Here is a 20,025-nt window from a genome sequence, read left to right as displayed (position 1 = left end):
CGGGCCGCGCGGACCTGGTTCCGGGCTGCTGCCGGGCTCAGATGTCGAGCTCTTCGGTATTGGCGAAACGGGCCTTTTCCTGAATGAACTGAAAGCGCAGCTCCGGCTTTTTGCCCATCAGGTCATTGACCAGGGTTTTCGTCGATTCGCGCTCTTCCTCATTGATCGAGACCTGGATCAGCTTGCGCGTTGCCGGGTTCATCGTCGTGTCTTTCAGATCCTTGGCATCCATCTCGCCCAGGCCCTTGAAACGCTGCACATCGATCTTGCCGCGCCCGCCGAGGCCCTTGGCCATCCAGGCCTCTTTCTCGGCATCATTCGAGACATAGAGCCGTTTTGGCCCCTGGGTCAGGCGGTAAAGCGGCGGGCAGGCGAGATAGAGATGCCCTTTCAGGATCAGCTGCGGCATCTGTTCATAGAAGAACGTCATCAGCAGCGAGGCGATATGGGCGCCGTCCACATCGGCATCGGTCATGATGATGATCTTGTCATAACGCAGATCGTCGATGCGGAAGCGCTCTTTCATGCCAACGCCAAGCGCTTCGCAAATGTCGCGGATCTCGGCATTGTCCGAGAGCTTGCTCGCCGCAGCCCCCAGCACGTTGAGCACCTTGCCGCGCAAGGGCAGCAGTGCCTGGAATTTGCGGTCGCGCGCGCCCTTGCCACTGCCGCCCGCCGAATCGCCCTCGACGAGGAACAGCTCGGTGCCCCTGCGGTTTGAGGCCGAACAATCGACCAGTTTCCCGGGGAGCCGCAGTCGCTTGGTCGCGGTCTTGCGCTGCGTTTCCTTTTCGGCGCGGCGCTTGAGCCGTTCCTCAGCGCGCTGCACGAGGAAATCGAGGATCGCACCGGCAGATTTCGGATCGCTGGCAAGCCATGTGTCGAAATGGTCGCGGACGGCGTTTTCCACCCATTTCGCGGCCTCTTCCGTGGCCAGCCGGTCCTTGGTCTGGCCGACGAATTGCGGCTCGCGGATAAAGACCGAGATCAGCGCGCAGCCGCCCGCCAGCATATCCTCGCGGGTGATCTGGTCGGATTTGCGGTTCTTCACCCGCTCGCCATAAGCGCGGATGCCCTTGAGGATCGCGGCCCAGAAACCGGCTTCATGGGTGCCGCCCTCGGGGGTTGGAACCGTGTTGGTGTAAGAGGAGATGAACCCGTCCCGCATCGGCGTCCAGTTGATCGCCCATTCGACCGAGCCCGGCACGCCGAATTTCTCCTTGAAGCTGACTTTGCCCGCGAAAGGCCGCTCAGCATAGGTCTGGTCGGATTGCAGCTGTTCGGAAAGATATTCGCCAAGGCCGCCGGGGTAATGGAAGGTCGCTTCCAGCGGCATATCACCGTCCGGGATGGCGGATTTCCAGCGGATCTCAACGCCGGAATAAAGATAGGCCTTGGAACGGACCATCTTCATCAGCCGCGCCGGACGGAAGGTCTGATGGCCGAAAATCTCGGCATCGGGGTGGAAGATCACCGTCGTGCCGCGCCGGTTCGGCGCCGGGCCGACTTTGACGACCGGGCCCTGGGGCTTGCCGCGTGAGAATTCCTGGACGTAGAGCTCTTTGTTCCGCGCCACCTCGACCCGCATATGGTCGGACAGTGCATTGACCACAGATGAGCCAACGCCGTTCAGCCCGCCCGAGGTTTCATAGGCGTCGCCATTGAACTTGCCACCGGCATGCAGCGTGCAGAGGATCACCTCCAGCGCGGATTTGTCGGGGAATTTCGGGTGCGGATCGACCGGGATGCCGCGCCCGTTATCTTTGATCGAGACCGAACCATCGGCCAACAGCTCGACCTCGATCCGATTGGCATGGCCGGCAACCGCCTCGTCCATCGAATTGTCGAGGATCTCTGCGGCAAGATGGTGATAGGCGCGCTCGTCAATGCCGCCGATATACATGCCGGGCCGCATCCGCACCGCTTCAAGCGGTTCAAGCACCTCGATCGAGGAGGCGTCATAGGTTTGCTGGTTCGGCGCGGCGAGAAGATCGCCGGAATCATTCGGGGCCATGCGCTGCTCTTATGGTTTGTAGCACAGCATTAGACCACTGCGAGGGGCAGGCGCGCAAGATCCAGGGGGGATTTTCCTGTGGAGGCCGGGAAGGGGGCGCTGCCCCCGGCTCCTGGCGGAGCCTCCCCCGGGATATTTAGAGACAGAAAATATGCGGGAAGCTTTATCATTTTCTGTCTCTAAATATCCCCGCCGGAGGCATCCGGCCCCGGAAGGGGCCGGACGTCTTTTCCTCAGCGCCAGCCAAGCGCCGGGGCGACATGTTTCAGGATGCTTTCGATCACATGGGCGTTGTAATCGACGCCCAGGGTGTTCGGCACCGTCAAAAGCAGGGTATCGGCCTCGGCGATGGCTTCGTCCTGGCGCAGCTCCTCGATCAGCTTTTGCGGCTCGGCGGCATAGGAGCGACCGAACACCGCGCGCTGGTCGTCGATCACACCGACCTGGTCCTGGTCGGGGCGGGATTGCCCGAAATACATCTGGTCCTGCGCCGTGGTGATCGCGAAGATCGAGCGGCTGACCGAGACGCGGGGCGTGTGCCTATGGCCCGCCTCTTTCCAGGCCGCGCGGTATTTGCGGATCTGGTTGGCCTGTTGCACATGGAAAGGCTCGCCGGTTTCATCCCATTTCAGGGTCGAGCTTTGCAGATTCATCCCCAGCTGCGCCGCCCAGATCGCAGTCTGATCCGAAGCCGCCCCCCACCAGATGCGGTTCCTCAGCCCTTCGGAATGCGGCTCCAGCCGCAAGAGGCCCGGCGGGTTCGGGAACATCGGGCGTGGATTGGGTTTGGCAAAACCCTGGCCTTCCAGCAATTGCAGGAAGGTCAGCGCATGGTCGCGGGCCAGATCCTGGTCGGTCTCGCCCTCGGCCGGCGCATAGCCGAAATGGCGCCAGCCATCGATCACCTGTTCGGGCGAGCCGCGCGAGATCCCCAGTTGCAGCCTGCCGCCGGAGATCAGATCGGCAGAGCCGGCATCCTCGACCATGTAATGCGGGTTCTCATAGCGCATATCGATCACGCCGGTGCCGATCTCGATCTTCTTCGTGCGCGCGCCGATGGCGGCGAGCAGCGGGAAGGGCGAAGACAGCTGCCGGGCGAAATGGTGAACCCGGTAATAGGCGCCGTCCGCGCCAAGCTCTTCGGCGGCTTCGGCCAGCTCGATGCTCTGGAGCAGCACATCCTGGGCCGAACGGGTGGCCGAGCCCTGCTGGGTCGACCAATGGCCGAAAGACAGAAAACCGATTTTCTTCATGGTTCAAATCCCCTGATCCTGAGATCCGGGCCGGGCCAGTGGCCGCGCCGGATCGTTTGACGGAAAGATGGGGCGATCGGCGCGCCAATGCCAGAAGCAGCGGCGCGCAACCACTGTGCGCAGGTGCCCGTTCCCGGGGTCAGGCGGGCTCTGCTTCGCGCCTGGCCCAGAAGGTCTGGAACGCCGGGCGGGCCTGGCAGCGGGCGAGCCAGTCGCTCACATGCGGGTATTCCGCCAGAAGCGCGGGATAGCCCTGGGCATAGCGCAGGCATTCGGCAGTATTGATATCGGCGGCGGTAAAGCGGTCGCCCACCAGCCAGTCATGTCCGCTCAGATGCCGTTCCAGCCGGTTCAGCGGCCGGCGCAGTTTTTCTGCGCTGACCCGGATCGCGGCGCGGGTCTCGGGCAGGGTGTCGCCGCCGGATTCGACGGCAAGCAGGATTTCGAGCGCCGGCGGTTCCAGCGAGGTTGCCGCGTAAAGCGCCCATTGCTCCATCAGTGATTGCTCGGACCCGTCGGCCGGGCCAAAGCTGCCACCATGGCGGCGCGCGATATGGAGGGTGATCGCCAGCGACTCGGTCAGCAATAGCCCGTCATCCTCCATCGCGGGGATCTGGCCCTGCGGATTGACGGCGAGATAATCGGGCGAGGCGGTGTTCAGGACCGCATCCTCTGCCTTCGCATCCTTGAGGCGATAGGCCTGGATCACCGGCACATGGGTGAAATCGCAGCCGATCTCGCCGAGGAGCCAGAGCGGGCGCGAGGCGCGTGAACGATAGACGCCGTAAAGGGTGATCATGGCGGGGTCCCCAAAGCCGGGCAGAGTTTGCCTGAAATGACCCGGCCCCAATAGCAGAAGCGGGACGAAAATCCACTGGCTGCCGGGGTCGCTCACCCGATTGGGAAGAGATTTCCTGCGAGAGCCCGCCAGGCAGGAGCGTTTTTCGCGCGGGTGGGGTTTGCGGGGAAAGGCGGGGGGGGCTCCGCTCCGGTTCTGCGGCTGACTTTGCCGGTCTCTCCTCGGATGCAGGCCTGGCCGCGCGCCTCGTTTGTCCAGGATCAAGGTCAGATGCTGCGGTCAGGATTATGCTTCGGCCTGCCCCTTCCGGTCCGGCCCGCCCCGCCCGGAGCCCCGACAAGACGGGTGTCGTTTTGCAGTATGGTGAAGGAGTTCCTTATGAGCAAAGATCTGCATGTCAGCGGCAATGAACAACCGTCTGAGCCAGAGGCTGTCCCGGGAGATAGCCCGGCCCGGCCGGTGCTGCCGCTTGAGACCGGCGACACTCTCGCGCCGCCGCGCCATTTTCCCGCCGTGACCCAGGATGAAATTCGCGAGGCTTTCGAAAGCGGGCGCTACCCCTATGGGCGAATGATGGGGCGTGTCGCCTATGAACGGGAAAAGGCGCAGCTTCAGGCCGAGTTGCTGAAAGTGCAGATCTGGGCGCAGGAGACCGGGCAGAAATTCGTCCTTCTGATGGAGGGGCGCGATGCGGCCGGCAAGGGCGGTACCATCAAGCGGTTCATGGAACATCTGAATCCGCGATATGCGCGGGTGGTGGCGCTGACCAAACCCTCGGACAAGGAAAAGGGCGAATGGTTCTTTCAGCGCTATATCCAGCATCTGCCCACCGCCGGCGAGATCGTGTTCTTTGACCGGTCCTGGTACAACCGGGCGGGCGTCGAGCGGGTGATGGGCTTTTGCACCCCGCCGGAATATCTCGAATTCATGCGCGAGGCGCCGGAGCTGGAACGGATGCTGGTCCGTTCGGGGATCCGGCTTTACAAATACTGGTTCTCGGTCACCAAAGGCGAACAGTTCAAACGCTTCAGGGCGCGCGAGACCGATCCTCTGAAAATGTGGAAACTCTCGCCCATCGACAAGGCGAGCCTCGACAAATGGGATGACTACACCGAGGCCAAGGAGGCGATGTTCTTCTACACCGATACTGCCGATGCGCCCTGGACCATTGTGAAGTCGAATGACAAGAAACGCGCCCGGCTGAATTGTATGAAGCATTTCCTCGCCTCGCTGGACTATCCCGGCAAGGATCACGCGCTGGTGATGCAGCCAGATCCGCTGATCATCGGCTCGGCGGCGCAGGTTTTGCGGGGGGCGGGGCATATCCCGGGCAGCGCCAAACATCCGGCTGTGCGGAATGGCTGAGACGCCGCATCTCGCGGCGCCTTGCTGCTAATTTGATCAAAGGATAGACCTGCGGCATGGATAATTTGTCGCAGCCCGCCCGTCCGCTCACATTCGCCAGGCATCTGCGTGAGACGCTGCGGCTTGGCTTGCCGCTGGCCGGGTCTTCCATCGCGCAATTTTCGCTGCATGTGGTCAATACCGCCATGGTCGGCTGGTATGGCGTGGTGCAGCAGGGCGCGCTGGTGATCGCGGCGTCGAGCTTTTTCATTCTCTTCGTCGTGGGCTCGGGTTTTGCACGCGCGGTGATGCCGCTGGCCGCGAGCGCAAGGGCGCGTGGCGATGACACCGAGCTCCGGCGCGCGGCGCGGATGGGACTTTGGTTGTCCATCGGCTTTGGCCTGCTGGTCTATCCGATATTCTGGTTTGCCGGGCCGATCATGCTGGCGCTTGGACAAAAGCCCGAAGTGGCGGCCGAGGCGCAATATTACCTGCGCATCGCAGGGCTTGGCATGGTGCCGACGCTTGGCGTGGCGGTGTTGCAGGCCTGGCTCGCAGCGCTTGGGCGGACGCAGATCGTGCTCTGGGTCACGGTGGCGGCAGTGGTGGTCAATATCATCGTCAACTGGTTCCTGATCTTCGGCAATGGCGGCGCGCCCGAGATGGGGGTCGGCGGCGCAGGCGTGGCGACGCTGGTGGTACAGGTCTTTTCGCTGCTGGGGCTGGGGCTTTATGCCGGGCTGTTGCCGGCGCTGCGGCAGTTTCAGCTCTTCCGGCGGTTCTGGCGTATCGACGTGGCGGCGCTGCGCGAGGTCTGGCGGCTGGGCCTGCCGATCGGGCTGACCGGGCTTGCGGAAAGCGGGCTCTTCCAGGCCAGCGCGCTCATGATGGGCTGGATCGGCACCCGTCAGCTGGCCGCGCATGGCATTGCACTGGAAATCACCGCGCTGGCCTTCATGTGCCATGTCGGCCTGTCGAATGCTGCAACGATCCGGGTGGCCGAGGCTTCGGGGCGCGCGGATCCGGCGGGGATACGGCTGGCCTCTGGCGCGGCGCTGCTGATCTCTTTCCTTGTCGCGGTTGTGGTGATCATCGTCTTTCTGAGCGTGCCGGAATTGCTGGTGCGGCAGTTCCTCGACCTTGAGAAACCGGGGTCTGATTTTGTTCTGCAATTCGGGATGACGCTGCTGGCGCTGGCGGCCTTGTTCCAGCTCGCGGATGCGATGCAGGTGATGGCGCTTGGCCTGTTGCGCGGAATTCAGGATACGGCGGTGCCGATGTGGCTCGCCACGCTGAGCTATTGGGTGATCGGAATTCCGGTCAGCTATGGGCTGGCTTTCCCGCTGGGCTTTGGCGGGGTCGGGCTGTGGTCGGGGCTGGTGATCGGCCTGGTCGGGGCGGCGGTGAGCCTGATGATCCGCTTCTGGCGGTTAGCGCCAAAGCCGGGCATGGCTGGCAAAGCGGCCCTGTAACTTCGCGATCAGCCGGTTGATGAGGCCGGGATGCGGGATGGTGCCGCTGGCCAGCCGGTCGAGGGCGACCTCGACCGGGCAGGGGCGACGCGAGACCGGATCCCAGTAGCGCGGATAGGCGATCAGGCTGGCATGGACGAGCTGCGCCAGATCGGGCCGGGGCAGCAACGCGCCATCGGCCCGGCGGAGCCGGCGTTCCGGCATCTCGCCCAGATCGCGGGTCAGCCCCCAGCCGGCATAGAAGGGCGCACCGAAGGTCGTGACCGCCTTGCCCCGGATCAGGGCCTCGAACCCGGTGAGCGAGGTCATGGTCCAGACCTCGTCCACCTCATCCAGCGCGGCCGCCATACTGGCATGGGTCAGGACCAGATCGGCCAGCGGTGCAGTCTGATCGGCGGGGAGCGCCCCGGGGCGCAGACCGGCCTCGACATCGGGATGCGGTTTATAAAGGATCAGCGCGTCCGGGTTGGCTGCGCGGGTGGCTTTCAGCAGATCGAGATTGGTCCGGATGGCACCGGCGCCCCTCAGGATCGAGGCGTCGTCTTCGACCTGGCCCGGAACCAGAATGCGGGATCTCTGGTCGGTCTCGTGGTCAGGAAGCGCCGGAACGGCACCTTCAATGTTGTATTTTGTCAGGTTGGCCGCGCGCAACCTTTCGATCAGCCGCGTTGCACGGGCATGTCCGCCGGGGGGAAGAGGCGCCTTGATCAGCTCTTCCAGCCGCGAGGGCTGCGCGGGGTCGTAATAGATCCCGAGGTCATCGGCCACCAGTGACAAAGGCGGCACCAGTTCGGCCCCGAGCCCGCGTGAGCGCAGGAACCCATCCTCGACCCTGAGCGCGCCCGGGGGCAGGGAGTCCTGCGCTTTCCCGGCCCAGACCAGCAGGCTTTCCCCCTTCGCCTGCGCCGCCCCCTCGATAAAGCGCAGCGGCTTCTCGCGCCCGAAAAACGCCTGCAACCGCCAGCGTTTCCACAAGCGCATCCCCAGGGCGCTATGGCCATGACGATCCTGGCGAAAGGCGCGCAGCTCGGCCTCCAGCTGATCGACCACCTCTTCAAAGCTGCACAGCCGGTCGCGGCAGGGGTCATACCAGCGGGGCGCGAGGATCATCACACCGGCAAAGAGCTGCGCCCGTGTCAGCTTGCGCCTGCGGCGGGACGGCGGGGTGCGGTCTTCGGTCAGCCCCCAGCCGGCATAGAAGGGCAACCCCCAGACGCGGGGGCGATGCCCGGCAAGGATGGCCTCAAACCCAAGCTGTGACGACACGGTATAGACCGCCACCGCGCCTTCCAGCAGCGCGTAAGGCGGGATGGCGGGGTCGGAAAAGCTGATCCCCGGCCCGTCCGGGTCACGCAGATGCTCGGGCCCGTAATGACCGGGGCGCAGCCCCCTGGCAGTTTCAGGATGCGCGCGGATCAGGATCGGCAGATGCGGCCAGTCGCGGCGCGCGGTCTCGAGCATGTCCTCGAAAGATCCCCGATCCGCACCCGAAGCCCGCAGTGAGGCATCGTTCAGCGTCTGATCGACCACCAGCACATACCCCGGCGGTGGTGGAGGCAGGGAAATATCGTGCAGATTGTATTTGGACAATTCAAGCGCGCGAAGCCGCTCGATTCCGACCTTTGCGCGGCTCAGAATGTTCGAATTGTCCAGGGGATCAGTCGAGAGAATCCGCTCGGTCAGCGAGATATCCGAAGGGTCGAAATGGATCCCTTCTGCATCGATCAGCAGGCCCAGCCCGGGTTCGCCCATTCGCCCCGGCCGGATCGAGCGCAGAAACGCATCCTCCAGCCGCACCAGCGGCACATCGCGTTTTGCCGCCACTTTCTCGCCGCGCCAGGCGGTGGGGCTGGCGCCCCAGACCACGACGCCGTCGCCCGGTTTCGGCAGGCCGAAGCGCAGCTCATGCCCGGCGAGAGCGAGGATCCGCTTCAGCCGGCGGTCGCGCAGGAAGGACAGGTTCTGATGGAAAAGCCGCCGTGGGATCACCACGGCGGCCTCTGGTTTCGGGTCACGTTCGACGGCCAATGCTGGCCTCAGTTGCCGGCGGCGGAGTTGAGGCTCGCCGCGGCCCCGGCCGATCCCGTCAGCACGGAAAGCGATTTCTGCCACTGAACATAGGGCGCCTCGGTGACATAGACGGTGTCGCCATCGCGGACGAGGAAGTCACGCGCTTCGAACATGCCGGTCGGCGCGGTCAGGTCGAGCACATAGACCACCCGCTGATCGCCCCTGAGATCGCTGCGGCCGAGCACGGCATTGGCGATGGCTTCGGGTTCGTTGCGGAAGACGAAGACGCCGGTCGGGTCGGCAGCCATGGTCTGCAACCCGCCCACCGTGGCCAGGGCCTCGATGGCCGAGAGGCTTTCGCTCTCGAACGGGACCACGGTTTGCGTGCCGGTCGCGCCAAGGGCGGTAAATTTGCGTTCATCTTCCTCAATCACGATCCGGTCGCCGGGACGCAGCGCGATATCCATTTTCGGATTGGCCCAGAGATCTTTCAGCCAGATCTTGCCGGTCTGACCGCCACGGGTCACGCGTACAAGCGCTGTTGACGGGTCAATCACGACGCCGCCGGCACGGGCCAGCATGGAGGCCAGCGTGCGGGTCGGCTGTTCGATCGGGAAGACACCCGGGGCGGTGACCGAGCCGTTGATCGTCACGGTCGAGCCGTCGCCGGCCACGCGCGCCACCTGGACCTGCGGGTCCGGCGTTTGCGCATCAAGCTTGCGGGTGATGGCGGAGCGCACGGCCTCGACCGAAGTGCCGGCGGCTTTGATCCGGCCGGCATAGGGGATGAAGACAAAGCCCTGGCCGTCGACCTGGACCTCGGTCAGCTGCGAGACGCGCTGGCCGGTATTGCCCAGAAGCGGATCGTCGCGGACGTTTTCAAACACGGTGATCGACAGCAGGTCGCCATTCGAGATCGTGTCCGACCCCATCTTGCCGGCCTTCTGGAAGCTGTCTGAAAACCCGAAAGAGGGCAGCACGGCGGTGGCGCGCGTGACCCTTGGATTGACGCTGACGATAAAGGCATCGCCCTCTTTCAGGACCGAGCCTGCAAAGATCTCTTTCTTGTTCGGCCCCGACCGCGGCAGGCCGCAACTCGCGGTCACGGCGACAATGGCGATCAAGGCCAGGGCTTTCGCCCCCCTCGTGGTATGTCCGATCACTGCTCGGGCTCCTTTAGCGGATTTGCCTCAAGTTTTGACCGCAACAATACGGAATATCACGGAAATTGAAAGTCTCTGGTTTTCGGAAACTCAGGTCACCAGCCGCAACTGTTGCCTTGGTGCCGCGTTTCCGCTGGTCAAAGCATCATAGGGATCCTGCCCGGAGAGCAGCATATCCACAACCTGTCGTAGTAATTCACGCCGCCCACGCGAGGAGTAGAAGCCACCGGCGACCTGACTGGTCTCGAGCAAATAATGCCGGTAATCGCGATAGGCGCGGGTGTCGGGGCGTTTTCCTTCGGCAAAAAACTGCGCGGCAGGCTGGGAAGAGACAAATTCCGGCTTGGAATAGACCGCACGCCCAAAAGTCCGCAGCGGCAATCCGCGCCAGAGCGCCTGTTGCCCGGCGGTCGAATTCACCGTCACCGCAGACCGCGCATGGTTCAGCAATGCGGCGAGTTTGCCGCCGCGCACGAAATGCACGCGTCTGGCCACACCATATTGTTGCGCCAGCCGCCGGATGGTCGATTTCACCGCGATGCGCCCGTCTTCCAGCGGATGCGCCTTGAACACGAGATGATGGTGTTTCGGCGCGCCCTCAGAAAAGCCCTGGATCACCACATCGAGAAACTCGCCCATGGTGGTGAAGGGCGAATGGTCACGGAAGCTGGCATCATGTTCCAGCTGCAGGATCGCCAGATGATAGGGGAAACCACCATAGCGGATGCGCCAGGTGGCCAGGCGGCGTTCCAGCGCGTGGAAGGGCAGCAGGCACAGCCGCTTTACATAAAGCAGGAATTCCTGGCGCACGGTAAGGGCGCGATGCGGGCGGAAATTGCGATAATCCCAGAATCCGGCCCAGACGAACCAGTGATAGAGCGCCCCCCAGAACATATGCTGGCGCATATCGCCCCACCGTGCCGGAGCATCGGGCAGATCGGTATCGGTGCGTGCAAGGGCGGCACGCATTTCATCGACGCTCGTATCCATCAGCCGGGAATTGCCGTTCGAGCCATTGCGCTCATAGGTCACCCAATAGGGGCGCAGATAGCCTTCCTCGAAGACATGGATGGTCACGCCCATCGCGCGCGCGACGGCGATGGCTTTGGCATGATTGGGACGGGTGTCGCCGTAAAGCACCAGATCGGTGATGCCTTTTTCCTCGATGATGGCGGCAAACCCTGCCGGCCAGTCCTCAGGGCGGCCGCGCCAGGGGATATAGCTTGCGCCGTCATGCCAGAGCGCGCGGTCGCCCCGGTTGAAGCCGACGCGCCAGACCTTTGCGCCGGAATGGCTGAGCATCTTTCCAAGACGTGAGAAGAAGGGCCCATGCGGACCCTGCAGCAACAGGAAATGTTTGGTCTCTTCCGGTTTCATACCCACCAGTCATCTGTGAACTGCGCCGCCGCTCTGGCCCGGATATCCGGTGTTGCCGCACTTGCCTATGGGGCAATATTGCCGGCGCTTGCGGCAGGATTAGGGCGGGGCCAGGGTCAGGCCGCGGTTGCAGGCCATAGTCCGCGGGCCACAGGCGCTGGTCGCAGTCGCGGGGCTTGCCAGCGGGAAGCCGGCGGGGATAGACCTGCAGTCAGGATTTAAGCGGCAAAGAGGGATGGCGATGTTCACCGGAATCGTGACCGATATTGGCGAAATCATCGAACTGGAGCAACGCGGTGATCTGCGCGCGAGAATCGCGACCGCCTATCCGGCTGCGGGGATCGACCTTGGCGCATCAATCGCCTGCGAGGGCGTCTGCCTGACGGTCATCGATAAAGGGACAGAGCCGCGCAACTGGTTTGATGTCGAGATCAGCGCCGAGTCGGTGTCGAAGACCAATCTCTCCGGCTGGCATGTGGGCGCGCGGCTCAACCTGGAGCGGGCGCTGAAAGTGGGCGACGAGCTTGGCGGGCATATCGTCTCGGGCCATGTCGACGGCGTGGCCGAGGTGGTGCGGATGACCCCGGAAGGCGACAGCCTGCGGGTGACCTTCCGCGCACCGGAGGGGCTGGCCAAATACATCGCGCAGAAAGGCTCGGTGGCGCTGAACGGCACCTCGCTGACGGTGAACGAAGTCGAGGGGCGGGATTTCGGGGTGAATTTCATCCCCCATACGCGCAAGGTCACGACCTGGGGCCAGCTGGCCGAGGGTGATCTGGTCAATCTCGAGGTCGATACGATGGCGCGCTATGTAGCCCGGCTGGCAGAGTGGCGCTGAAACGGGGGCAGGGGATCAAAACTTTCCGCCTGGCCCCCGGTTTCTGATCAGAAACCGGCCCGAAATCTGTACAGATTTCGGCGCCCCCATGACTGAGCCGGGTGATTGAAAACGGCGGCCCCGGATGAGGCCGCCGTTTGGCGTTTCTGACCGATTTCAGTCCGAGAGGTCAGGCTGCGCGCGAAACCAGGACTTCTTCGACTTTCTTCTGTGCGCCGGCCTCGTCTACGCCCGAAACAGCGGCGACTTCGCGGGTCAGGCGCTCAAGTGCTGCTTCATAGAGCTGACGCTCGGAATAGCTTTGCTCGCGCTGATCATCGGTGCGGTGCAGGTCGCGCACCACTTCGGCAATCGCCATCAGATCACCCGAATTGATCTTTTGTTCATATTCCTGCGCGCGGCGCGACCACATGGCGCGCTTCACCCGGGCCTTGCCCTTCAGCGTTTCCAATGCCCTGGTCACCACATCAGGGGCCGAGAGGGCGCGCATCCCCACATCGGTCGCCTTATTGGTCGGAACCCGCAGGGTCATCTTGTCCTTTTCAAAGGTGATGACGAAGAGTTCCAGTTTGAAACCGGCAATCTCCTGCTCTTCGATAGAGATGATCTTGCCAACACCATGAGCAGGGTAGACAACGAACTCGTTGGGGCGGAAATCAGGCTTCTTCGACTTGGTCATTCAGACGCTTCCTCGGTCAGATGCAGGTTTTCCGCGCGCACAACCATTCGTCAGGACGAACAAGACCCTTCCCAGGCAGCGCCCGGTGCCGGGGGCCTGTGGTGAAGGGCAATATTGTCACAAGAATAGCTGTCTCAGGCGAGCAGTCCTGAGGCAGAATCAGGCATCCATGATGGTTTATGAAAGAACCATAACACAGAATCACCGTGATTCCAACCGTCCTGAGCGGTCTGGCCAGAGCACCGCGCCGCGAAACGGGAGGGATTTCCCCGAATTTCACGCGATCGGGATATAATGTGAGGCTGTGGGATGAAGCCCGGGCTAACCCGCGGTCTCAGCTGCCTTCGCCTGGCGCCGGGTCGAAATACTTCTCCAGCTTGCCGGCCTCACCATCCCGCTCGGCATAGCCGGGCAGCGGGTCGCGTTTCTCGGTGATCACCGGCCAGATCTCGGCATATTTGCGGTTGAAGGCGACCCATTCCTCCATATCCGGTTCAGTATCGGGGCGGATCGCATCTGCCGGGCATTCCGGTTCGCAAACGCCGCAATCGATACATTCATCCGGATGGATGACCAGAGTGTTCACGCCCTCGTAGAAGCAGTCCACCGGGCAGACTTCGACGCAATCGGTGAATTTGCAGGCGATGCAATTGTCTGTGACGACATAGGTCATGGGACGGTTCCGGAACACTCTCTGAGGCGTCAGTTAAGCCAGTGGCCCGGATCATTCAAGGCGTTGAGGTGTCACGACAGGGGCATCGAGGTCAAGAAAGAGCGCCTGTGCCTCGGAGGCCGGTCCGCGGCGAACACCTGTTCCCAATACACGGATCAGGCGGATATTTCTTCCCTGCGGGAAAGTCAGCACATCCCCCGGCCCGACCTCGCGCGACGGGCGCGAAACCGGGGTTCCGTTCACCCTTATATGGCCCTCTTCGATCACCAGCGCTGCCAGGGTCCTGGTTTTGAAGAATCGGGCCTGCCAGAGCCATTTGTCGAGCCGCAGTTTCGGCTCGCTTCCTGCGCGGATCCCGGAGGCCGGAACGAGCGAAGCCGGAGCGTCTCCGCCCCGGCCTCCTTTAGCTTTGCCGGCACCCGATCTGCCGCCACCGGTCTTCGCCAAGGCTCAGACCTTGCCCTTCAGTGCCAGCAGCGCGGCGAAGGGGTTGTCGGGGTCGATCGGCTTGTCCTTCCGGGGCGGGCGGGCCTCGAAGGATTTGGCGCCTTCGTGCCGCTGGGCCGGTTTGCCGTGTTTGCCGCCATGCTTGCCATCGGGCTTGCCGCCACGATTGTTGTCACGACCGCCTTCACGATTGCCGAACTCCTTGCGGGGGCCACGCTCACCAGACTTCTCACCGGACTTCTCGCCGTCACGGCGCTCGCCTTGCGGGCGGTCCCGACGTTCACCCTGCGGGCGATCGCGGCGTTCGCCCTGCGGACGATCCCCTTGCGGGCGGTCCCCCTGTGGACGATCCCCGCGCGGCGCACCACGTTCAGGGCGCTGGAAGCGCGGCTTCGGGGCCCAGGTGAAGGTGTAGTAGACCTCCATCTCGGGGGTGGCGGCTTCGGCCGATGCCTCACCTTCTGCCCCGGCTTCAGCCTCGGGGGCAGGTTCCGGCTCCGGCTCAGGCGCGGGCGCCAGCAGCGAGACCTCTTCCGGGATCGGCTGACCGGAGGCAATCGCCGCCTCCAGCGCGGCGGCCACCTCGGCCTCCGGCGCCACGGCGGGCGTCACGGCTTTTACGCGCGGGCGCTCGCCCTTTTCGGCCTTATAGCCCAGGCCGCCCATCAGATCCGAGAACTGCTCCAGCGTCATGCCGGTGATCGAGAGCATGTCCGGCACCGCTTCAAATCCTGCGCGGCTGTCTTTCTGACGCAGGATATCGGCGAGGCGTTCCAGCATGTCGATGCGGATGGCGCGGGTTCCTGCCGGGCGGTAGCCCGACAGCGCATAATGCTCCTTCGGCACTTCGGCGATGTTCGGAATGGTCACGAGGCCCGGGGGCGGGCTTTCGGGGAATTCCGAGAGGCCGTTCCACAAGGACCAGAGCACAAGCCGCAGCCGGGTCGGCGCCGGTTTCAGCAAGGCCTGCTGAAAGATCGTGTACTGGCCGAACCGGATACCATGTTTGCGCAAAGCACCACGGGCTTCCTGGTCAAGCTCCTTGACCTCATTCGCGACCTGCTCGCGCGGGATGACGCCAAGCGCCTCGGTCAGGCGGAAGGCAAAGCCCCGCGCCAGCCCGGTCAGCGTCTCGTCGCGGCCCAGAGCCAGCAGCGGCTCATAAAGCGCGGCGACTTTGCGGTCGATGAAATGCTGCAACCGGCGGCGGACCTTTTCGGTCACGTCATCGCCGGCTTCCTCGTCCACGAAAGCCTCGACCGAGGGTTTCAGCGGATCGGCGCCCTTCACGAGCTTGCCCACCGCCGAGTTGCCCCACATCAGGCCCCCCTGTTCGGTGAAATCCATCTCGGTGTCGGGCGCATTGTAGAAGCGGTCCGCGCGCAGACTGAATTCAGGCCTCAGCGCCTGGATTGCGGCCTGACGGAGGGTCTTGCCCTCATCTGCCGATGCGCTTGCGTCCTGCTGGAAGCGGAACCCTTCGAGCTTGCCGGTGAACTGGCCCTCGATGGTCACTTCGCCTTTGTCATTCACCTCTGCCACGAGGTCCTCCTTCTGCTTCAACCGGCGAAGCAATACGCTTGTCCGCCGGTCGACAAATCGTTGCGTCAGCCGCTGGTGCAGCGCATCTGACAGGCGGTCTTCTACCGCGCGGGTCTCTCCCCGCCAATGGGATTCGTCATCCACCCAGTTTTTGCGCTGCGCAACGTAGGTCCAGGTGCGGATATGTGCCAGGCGGCGCGAAATCTGGTCGATATCGCCATCGGTTTTGTCGATCCGGGCCACGGCCTTTGCCAGCCAGTCCGAGGGGATGCGCCCGCCGCCAATGCCGCGCCCGACGAGAAAGTCGAAAATCCGCGCCAGCAGGGTGTGGTGATCGGTTTCGGAGATATTGCGGAAATCGGGGATGCGGCAGACATCCCAGAGGAGCATCACGCGTTTCGGATTGGTCAGCCTGTCCTGGACCTCAGGCATTGCAGACAGGGCCTTCAACGCCACGACGTCATCGGCGTCGCGGGCGCGCGACAGCCAGTCGTTGAAGGTTGGCTGCTCCAGTGAGCGGATCAGATGGCTGGCGGATCCGAAATCAAGATCGGCATTCCTCCACATCAGTTTTTTGACGGGGGCGAACTTATGTGCCTCGATCTGGTCGATCAGTTCCGAAGAAAACGGCCGCGCCTCGCCGGTGACGCCGAAAGTGCCATTCTCGGTATGGCGCCCGGCGCGGCCTGCGATCTGGGCGATCTCCTGCGGCAAGAGCGCCCGCATCCGCCGCCCGTCGAATTTCGAGGTCGAGGAAAACGCCACATGTTTGATGTCGAGGTTCAGCCCCATGCCGATGGCATCGGTTGCAACCAGGTAATCAACATCGCCATTCTGATAAAGTTCGACCTGGGCGTTGCGGGTGCGGGGCGAAAGCGCGCCCATCACCACCGCGCAGCCGCCCTTCTGGCGGCGGATCAGCTCGGCAATCGCATATACATTTTCAACAGAAAAGCCGACAATTGCGCTGCGTTCGGGCATCCGGCTTATCTTTTTCGAACCTGACCAGGTCAAAGTCGAGAAACGGTCGCGTTTGACGTAAGAGTGGTTCTGCACCAGCCCGGCAATCGCGCCGCGCATCGTGTCAGATCCCAGAAACAGTGTCTCGATCAGGCCACGCGCATGGAGCAGGCGGTGGGTGAAGACGTGACCGCGTTCTGGGTCGGAGGCCAGCTGGATCTCATCGACACAGACGAAATCGGCGCCGATCTCCAGTGGCATCGCCTCGGTCGTGGCGACCCAGTATTGGGTGCGTTCGGGGATGATACGCTCTTCGCCGGTGACCAGCGCCACCCGGCTGACGCCCGCTTTCGCCACGACGCGCTCATAGACTTCGCGCGCCAGAAGACGCAGCGGCAGGCCGATCACACCGGTCCGGTGCGTCAGCATCCGCTCGATCGCGTGGTGGGTCTTGCCGGTATTGGTCGGTCCGAGCAGCGCCGTTACCCGGCCACGCTCGTCTTTGCTACGGGCATCCATCAGATCAGGTTTCCCGCAGTCAGAGGGCCTGGCCCTCAAGTTGTTTTTCCAGCCGGCCGATGGCGTCCTTCACCTCGGGGATATGCGGATGAATGGCCGCAGCCGACCGATAGGCGGCAAGGGCGCGTTCCGGCATATTCGATTCCTCGAGAATGGTGCCAAGGATGGACCAGGCCACGAAATGGCGCGGCTCATGTTCCAACACCCAGCCGAGATCTGCAATGGCCGGGCCGATCTCGCCATCGGAATAATAGGCCACCGCGCGGGTGGCGCGGGCCTCGATGAAATCGGGCGCATGATCGACGGCAGCGGTCAGATGTTCGATTGCGGCGGCACTATTGCCGGCCTCCAGCGCCTCGGAGCCGCGCCGCATCAGGAGGTCGATGGTTGCCGACCCCGATTTGCCCGATTCGGTGACGATCTCACCTTCGATCCTGAGGGCGGCGCCCTCATCGGCATCCTTCAGCCGGTTGTAGAGATCGTCAAGCTTGCCTGAGTCCTGGGCAAAACCGCTCTGGGCCGCGAAAAGCGACAGGACCAGCGGAAATATTGCCGCAACGATATGATTGTGAAACCGGAACTGCGCTTTCATATAGGGGATCGTAACCGATCGGTGGCGAAATGCCAGCGGTCTCGGGGTAACGAAAGGGAGACGTGACATGAGCGACCTCATCGACAAGGCTGTCGAAAAGCTGGCAGCGAAACTGTCGGGCGGGTTCGATGGCGTGGCGAAATTCGTCATCACGGGCGAGGGGACGATCATGCTGGACGGCCAGGGCGTGCGGGCGGGCGATGAAGAGGCGGATGTCACCCTGACCGCCAGCGCCGAGACCTTCCGGGCGATCCTCGAAGGCGACATGAACCCGACCATGGCCTTTATGACCGGCAAGCTTTCGGTTGACGGCGCGATGGGCATGGCGATGAAGCTCGGATCCGCCCTGTCGTGAGCGAAGCAGCACCCCTGTTCGACAGTCTCGCCGATGGGCCCGAAGGGGGGCGCGCGGTCTGGCTCCGGGCATCGGACGGGGTGCGGATAAGGCTTGGCTATTGGCCGGGGGGGGCGCTTGGCACCGTGGTTTTGCTGCCCGGGCGCACCGAATATGTCGAGAAATACGGCCCCGCCGCGCGCGAGATGCGCCGGCGAGGCTGGTCGATGGTCACGCTGGACTGGCGCGGCCAGGGCCTGTCGCAGCGTGCGCTGCCCGATCCCATGCTGGGCCATGTCGAGCATTTTACCGATTATCAGCGCGATCTGGATGCGGTTCTGGCCTGGATTGCCGCAGAGGGCGCGGGGGCGGGCGTGAGCGGCCCTTTGATGCAGATGTCGCATTCGATGGGCGGGCTGATCGGGCTCCGGGCGCTGACACGGGGGTTGCCGTTCAGGGCCACGGCCTTTTCGGCGCCGATGTGGGGGATACGCATCCCGATCTGGGGCAAGCCGCTGGCCGGGCTGATGCAACGCCTGCCGCTCGCTTTGCCGCAGGATCGCGGCTATGCGCCCAGCACCTCGGCGCAAAGCTATATCCTGCGCACCAGTTTCGAGAAGAATCATCTGACCGGGGATGCACCGACCTGGTCCTGGCTGCGCCGGCAGCTGGAAACCGAGCCGGGGCTGCGGCTTGGGGGACCATCGCTGGGCTGGTTGCGCGATGCGTTGCGCGAATGCGCCCGGATGACGCGGATCCCGGCGCCGGCTTTGCCCTCGCTGGTGGCGCTTGGCAGCCGTGAACATATCGTGATGCCCGGCCCGATCCGGCGGCGGATGCGGGCCTGGCAGGGCGGGCGGCTGGACCTCTATCCCGGCGCCCGTCACGAGGTTCCGATGGAGACGCCGGAGCATCGGGCGCGGTTCTACAACAGCGCGCATGATCTGTTTTCGGCGGCGCTCGGCTGAGGTCAGGGCGACAGGATCAGCCGCCGCAGGTATCGCAGACCAGTGATTTCGACCCAGGATCACGGGCAAATTCCAGGCTGCTGTCATCGGGCCCGGTCAGGACCAGTGTCTCGCCCCGGATCTCGGCACCGGTCATCGCGCCAAGGGCGGTCAGATAGGCATGCTCATCCGCCATGCGGTCACAGGCCATCCGTGTCGAGGCAATCGCAGTCAGCGCAAGCGCCGGCAGCTCGGCTTTGTTCGGCCCGAAATAGCGATTGCAGGGCGCCTTTCCGGTGATCTGGCCATCGGCATCAATAGCAAAGCTGGCCTCATAGCTGACCCGCACGCCGTCCTGGGCGATCACAAGCCATTCGCCGCCGGTGATGGTTTCGGCGGCCATGGCACCTCCTGCGGCGAGAGTGAGGCTGGTGGCCAGGGCAAGGGACAAGGCAGGGGAGGCGCGCATCTGATCTCCTTCCGGGTGATTCCCGGTCTCGTGACAGGACCCAGCCTTGCATGAAGTACCCGTTTCTGAAAGCCCGGGCGCGCCCGATCAGAAGGACGCGGGCTTTGCCTCGCGCGCCATATGGTCAAGGACCGCATTGACGAAAGCCGGCTCGCGGCCTTCGGGGAAGAAGGCGCGGGCGATGTCGACGAATTCGTTGATCACCACTTTCGGCGGCGTGTCCATCTGGGTCAGTTCGGCCCCGGCAGCGCGGAACAGCGCCCGGATCACCGGATCGATCCGGTCAATCGGCCATTTCGCCACCAGCGCGCGGTCGGTCATCTGATCGACCAGTGCCTGCCAGTTGACCGCATGTTCGACGAGGCTCCGGAACAGCCCGGTATCGCCTTCGGCGAAATCGCCCTCTTCATAGCTGGCGCCGAAGCGATGGGCTTCGAACTCCCGGCTCACGGCTTTGACCGTCTGGCCAGAGATCTCCATCTGATAGAGGGCCTGGACCGCGTAGAGCCTCGCGGCCGATTTCATCTGGCGTTTTTCTTCGCGCGAGGTCATGGGGCCGTTCCGCTGTTCATTTGGCTTCTTAACACAGGCGG

The 20,025-nt window shown here is 63.6% G+C and carries 18 protein-coding genes; 5 read left to right on the top strand and 13 right to left on the bottom strand.

The genetic code is table 11. The annotated features are described in order from the left end of the window. Window positions 1-37: 37 nt before the first annotated feature. The 3 genes from JC607_RS09465 to JC607_RS09455 all read right to left on the bottom strand — a co-directional run bounded on the left by JC607_RS09465 (window position 38) and on the right by JC607_RS09455 (window position 4,066). Window positions 38-2,014, bottom strand: a complete 1,977-nt coding sequence (locus JC607_RS09465) for a type IIA DNA topoisomerase subunit B (RefSeq protein WP_198836679.1) — start codon at window positions 2,012-2,014, stop codon at window positions 38-40. 233 nt (window positions 2,015-2,247) lie between these two features. Further along, complete coding sequence (locus JC607_RS09460; protein ID WP_198836678.1) at window positions 2,248-3,267, bottom strand: LLM class flavin-dependent oxidoreductase; 1,020 nt, start codon at window positions 3,265-3,267, stop codon at window positions 2,248-2,250. 139 nt (window positions 3,268-3,406) lie between these two features. Beyond that, entirely contained in the window at window positions 3,407-4,066 is a 660-nt protein-coding gene (locus JC607_RS09455) for a glutathione S-transferase family protein (RefSeq protein ID WP_198836677.1), read from the bottom strand. 378 nt (window positions 4,067-4,444) lie between these two features. On the opposite strand from JC607_RS09455, the gene ppk2 reads away from it, so the two are divergent. Both ppk2 and JC607_RS09445 read left to right on the top strand, forming a co-directional pair. Further along, a complete protein-coding gene (ppk2, locus tag JC607_RS09450) occupies window positions 4,445-5,431 on the top strand; it encodes a polyphosphate kinase 2 (protein WP_233092814.1) in 987 nt (328 codons plus the stop codon). 56 nt (window positions 5,432-5,487) lie between these two features. After that, window positions 5,488-6,882 carry an MATE family efflux transporter gene (locus JC607_RS09445; RefSeq protein ID WP_198836675.1) on the top strand — a complete coding sequence of 465 codons (1,395 nt, stop codon included), beginning with the start codon at window positions 5,488-5,490 and terminating at the stop codon, window positions 6,880-6,882. On the opposite strand, the gene JC607_RS09440 is transcribed toward JC607_RS09445, so the two are convergent. The 3 genes from JC607_RS09440 to JC607_RS09430 all read right to left on the bottom strand — a co-directional run bounded on the left by JC607_RS09440 (window position 6,841) and on the right by JC607_RS09430 (window position 11,432). After that, window positions 6,841-8,910: a capsular polysaccharide biosynthesis protein gene (locus tag JC607_RS09440; protein ID WP_198836674.1), complete on the bottom strand. Its 2,070-nt coding sequence runs from the start codon at window positions 8,908-8,910 to the stop codon at window positions 6,841-6,843. The genes JC607_RS09445 and JC607_RS09440 overlap by 42 nt on opposite strands. A gap of 8 nt (window positions 8,911-8,918) precedes the next feature. Next, window positions 8,919-10,055: a polysaccharide biosynthesis/export family protein gene (locus tag JC607_RS09435; protein WP_198836673.1), complete on the bottom strand. Its 1,137-nt coding sequence runs from the start codon at window positions 10,053-10,055 to the stop codon at window positions 8,919-8,921. A gap of 90 nt (window positions 10,056-10,145) precedes the next feature. Then, the gene (locus JC607_RS09430; RefSeq protein ID WP_198836758.1) at window positions 10,146-11,432 is read right to left on the bottom strand and encodes a capsule biosynthesis protein; all 1,287 of its coding nucleotides are present in this window, start codon (window positions 11,430-11,432) and stop codon (window positions 10,146-10,148) included. 241 nt (window positions 11,433-11,673) lie between these two features. Between JC607_RS09430 and JC607_RS09425 the strand changes: the two genes are divergently transcribed. Next, on the top strand, window positions 11,674-12,270 hold the full coding sequence (locus JC607_RS09425; protein ID WP_198836672.1) for a riboflavin synthase: 597 nt from the start codon (window positions 11,674-11,676) through the stop codon (window positions 12,268-12,270). A 169-nt stretch (window positions 12,271-12,439) separates the two neighbouring features. Here the strand turns inward: JC607_RS09425 and JC607_RS09420 are convergent, their stop codons facing one another. The 5 genes from JC607_RS09420 to JC607_RS09400 all read right to left on the bottom strand — a co-directional run bounded on the left by JC607_RS09420 (window position 12,440) and on the right by JC607_RS09400 (window position 17,751). Then, window positions 12,440-12,949 (bottom strand): CarD family transcriptional regulator, encoded by a 510-nt coding sequence (locus tag JC607_RS09420; protein ID WP_092895804.1) that lies wholly within the window; start codon window positions 12,947-12,949, stop codon window positions 12,440-12,442. A gap of 334 nt (window positions 12,950-13,283) precedes the next feature. Next, window positions 13,284-13,622, bottom strand: a complete 339-nt coding sequence (fdxA, locus tag JC607_RS09415) for a ferredoxin FdxA (RefSeq protein WP_092895806.1) — start codon at window positions 13,620-13,622, stop codon at window positions 13,284-13,286. 51 nt (window positions 13,623-13,673) lie between these two features. Further along, window positions 13,674-14,069: an RNA-binding S4 domain-containing protein gene (locus tag JC607_RS09410; RefSeq protein WP_233092813.1), complete on the bottom strand. Its 396-nt coding sequence runs from the start codon at window positions 14,067-14,069 to the stop codon at window positions 13,674-13,676. Between the two features lie 3 nt (window positions 14,070-14,072). Then, a complete protein-coding gene (locus JC607_RS09405; RefSeq protein ID WP_233092812.1) occupies window positions 14,073-17,090 on the bottom strand; it encodes a helicase-related protein in 3,018 nt (1,005 codons plus the stop codon). Window positions 17,091-17,109: 19 nt separating this feature from the next. Continuing rightward, entirely contained in the window at window positions 17,110-17,751 is a 642-nt protein-coding gene (locus JC607_RS09400) for a lipopolysaccharide assembly protein LapB (protein WP_233092811.1), read from the bottom strand. On the opposite strand from JC607_RS09400, the gene JC607_RS09395 reads away from it, so the two are divergent. After that, window positions 17,750-18,037, top strand: a complete 288-nt coding sequence (locus JC607_RS09395) for an SCP2 sterol-binding domain-containing protein (RefSeq protein ID WP_198836671.1) — start codon at window positions 17,750-17,752, stop codon at window positions 18,035-18,037. The two genes, JC607_RS09400 and JC607_RS09395, sit on opposite strands and share 2 nt — an antisense overlap. Next, the gene (locus JC607_RS09390) at window positions 18,034-18,984 is read left to right on the top strand and encodes an alpha/beta hydrolase (protein ID WP_198836670.1); all 951 of its coding nucleotides are present in this window, start codon (window positions 18,034-18,036) and stop codon (window positions 18,982-18,984) included. The genes JC607_RS09395 and JC607_RS09390 overlap by 4 nt, the downstream gene beginning before the upstream one ends. 16 nt (window positions 18,985-19,000) lie before the next feature. Here the strand turns inward: JC607_RS09390 and JC607_RS09385 are convergent, their stop codons facing one another. Next, window positions 19,001-19,432, bottom strand: a complete 432-nt coding sequence (locus JC607_RS09385; protein WP_198836669.1) for an META domain-containing protein — start codon at window positions 19,430-19,432, stop codon at window positions 19,001-19,003. A gap of 87 nt (window positions 19,433-19,519) precedes the next feature. After that, window positions 19,520-19,984: a transcription antitermination factor NusB gene (nusB, locus tag JC607_RS09380; RefSeq protein ID WP_198836668.1), complete on the bottom strand. Its 465-nt coding sequence runs from the start codon at window positions 19,982-19,984 to the stop codon at window positions 19,520-19,522. Window positions 19,985-20,025 lie beyond the last annotated feature (41 nt).

The sequence above is a fragment of the Paracoccus sp. IB05 genome (genome assembly GCF_016405985.1).
In the GTDB taxonomy this organism is placed as follows: domain Bacteria; phylum Pseudomonadota; class Alphaproteobacteria; order Rhodobacterales; family Rhodobacteraceae; genus Pseudogemmobacter.
Note: the sequence above shows the minus strand (reverse complement) of the source record. Positions and strands in the feature narration are given on the sequence as shown.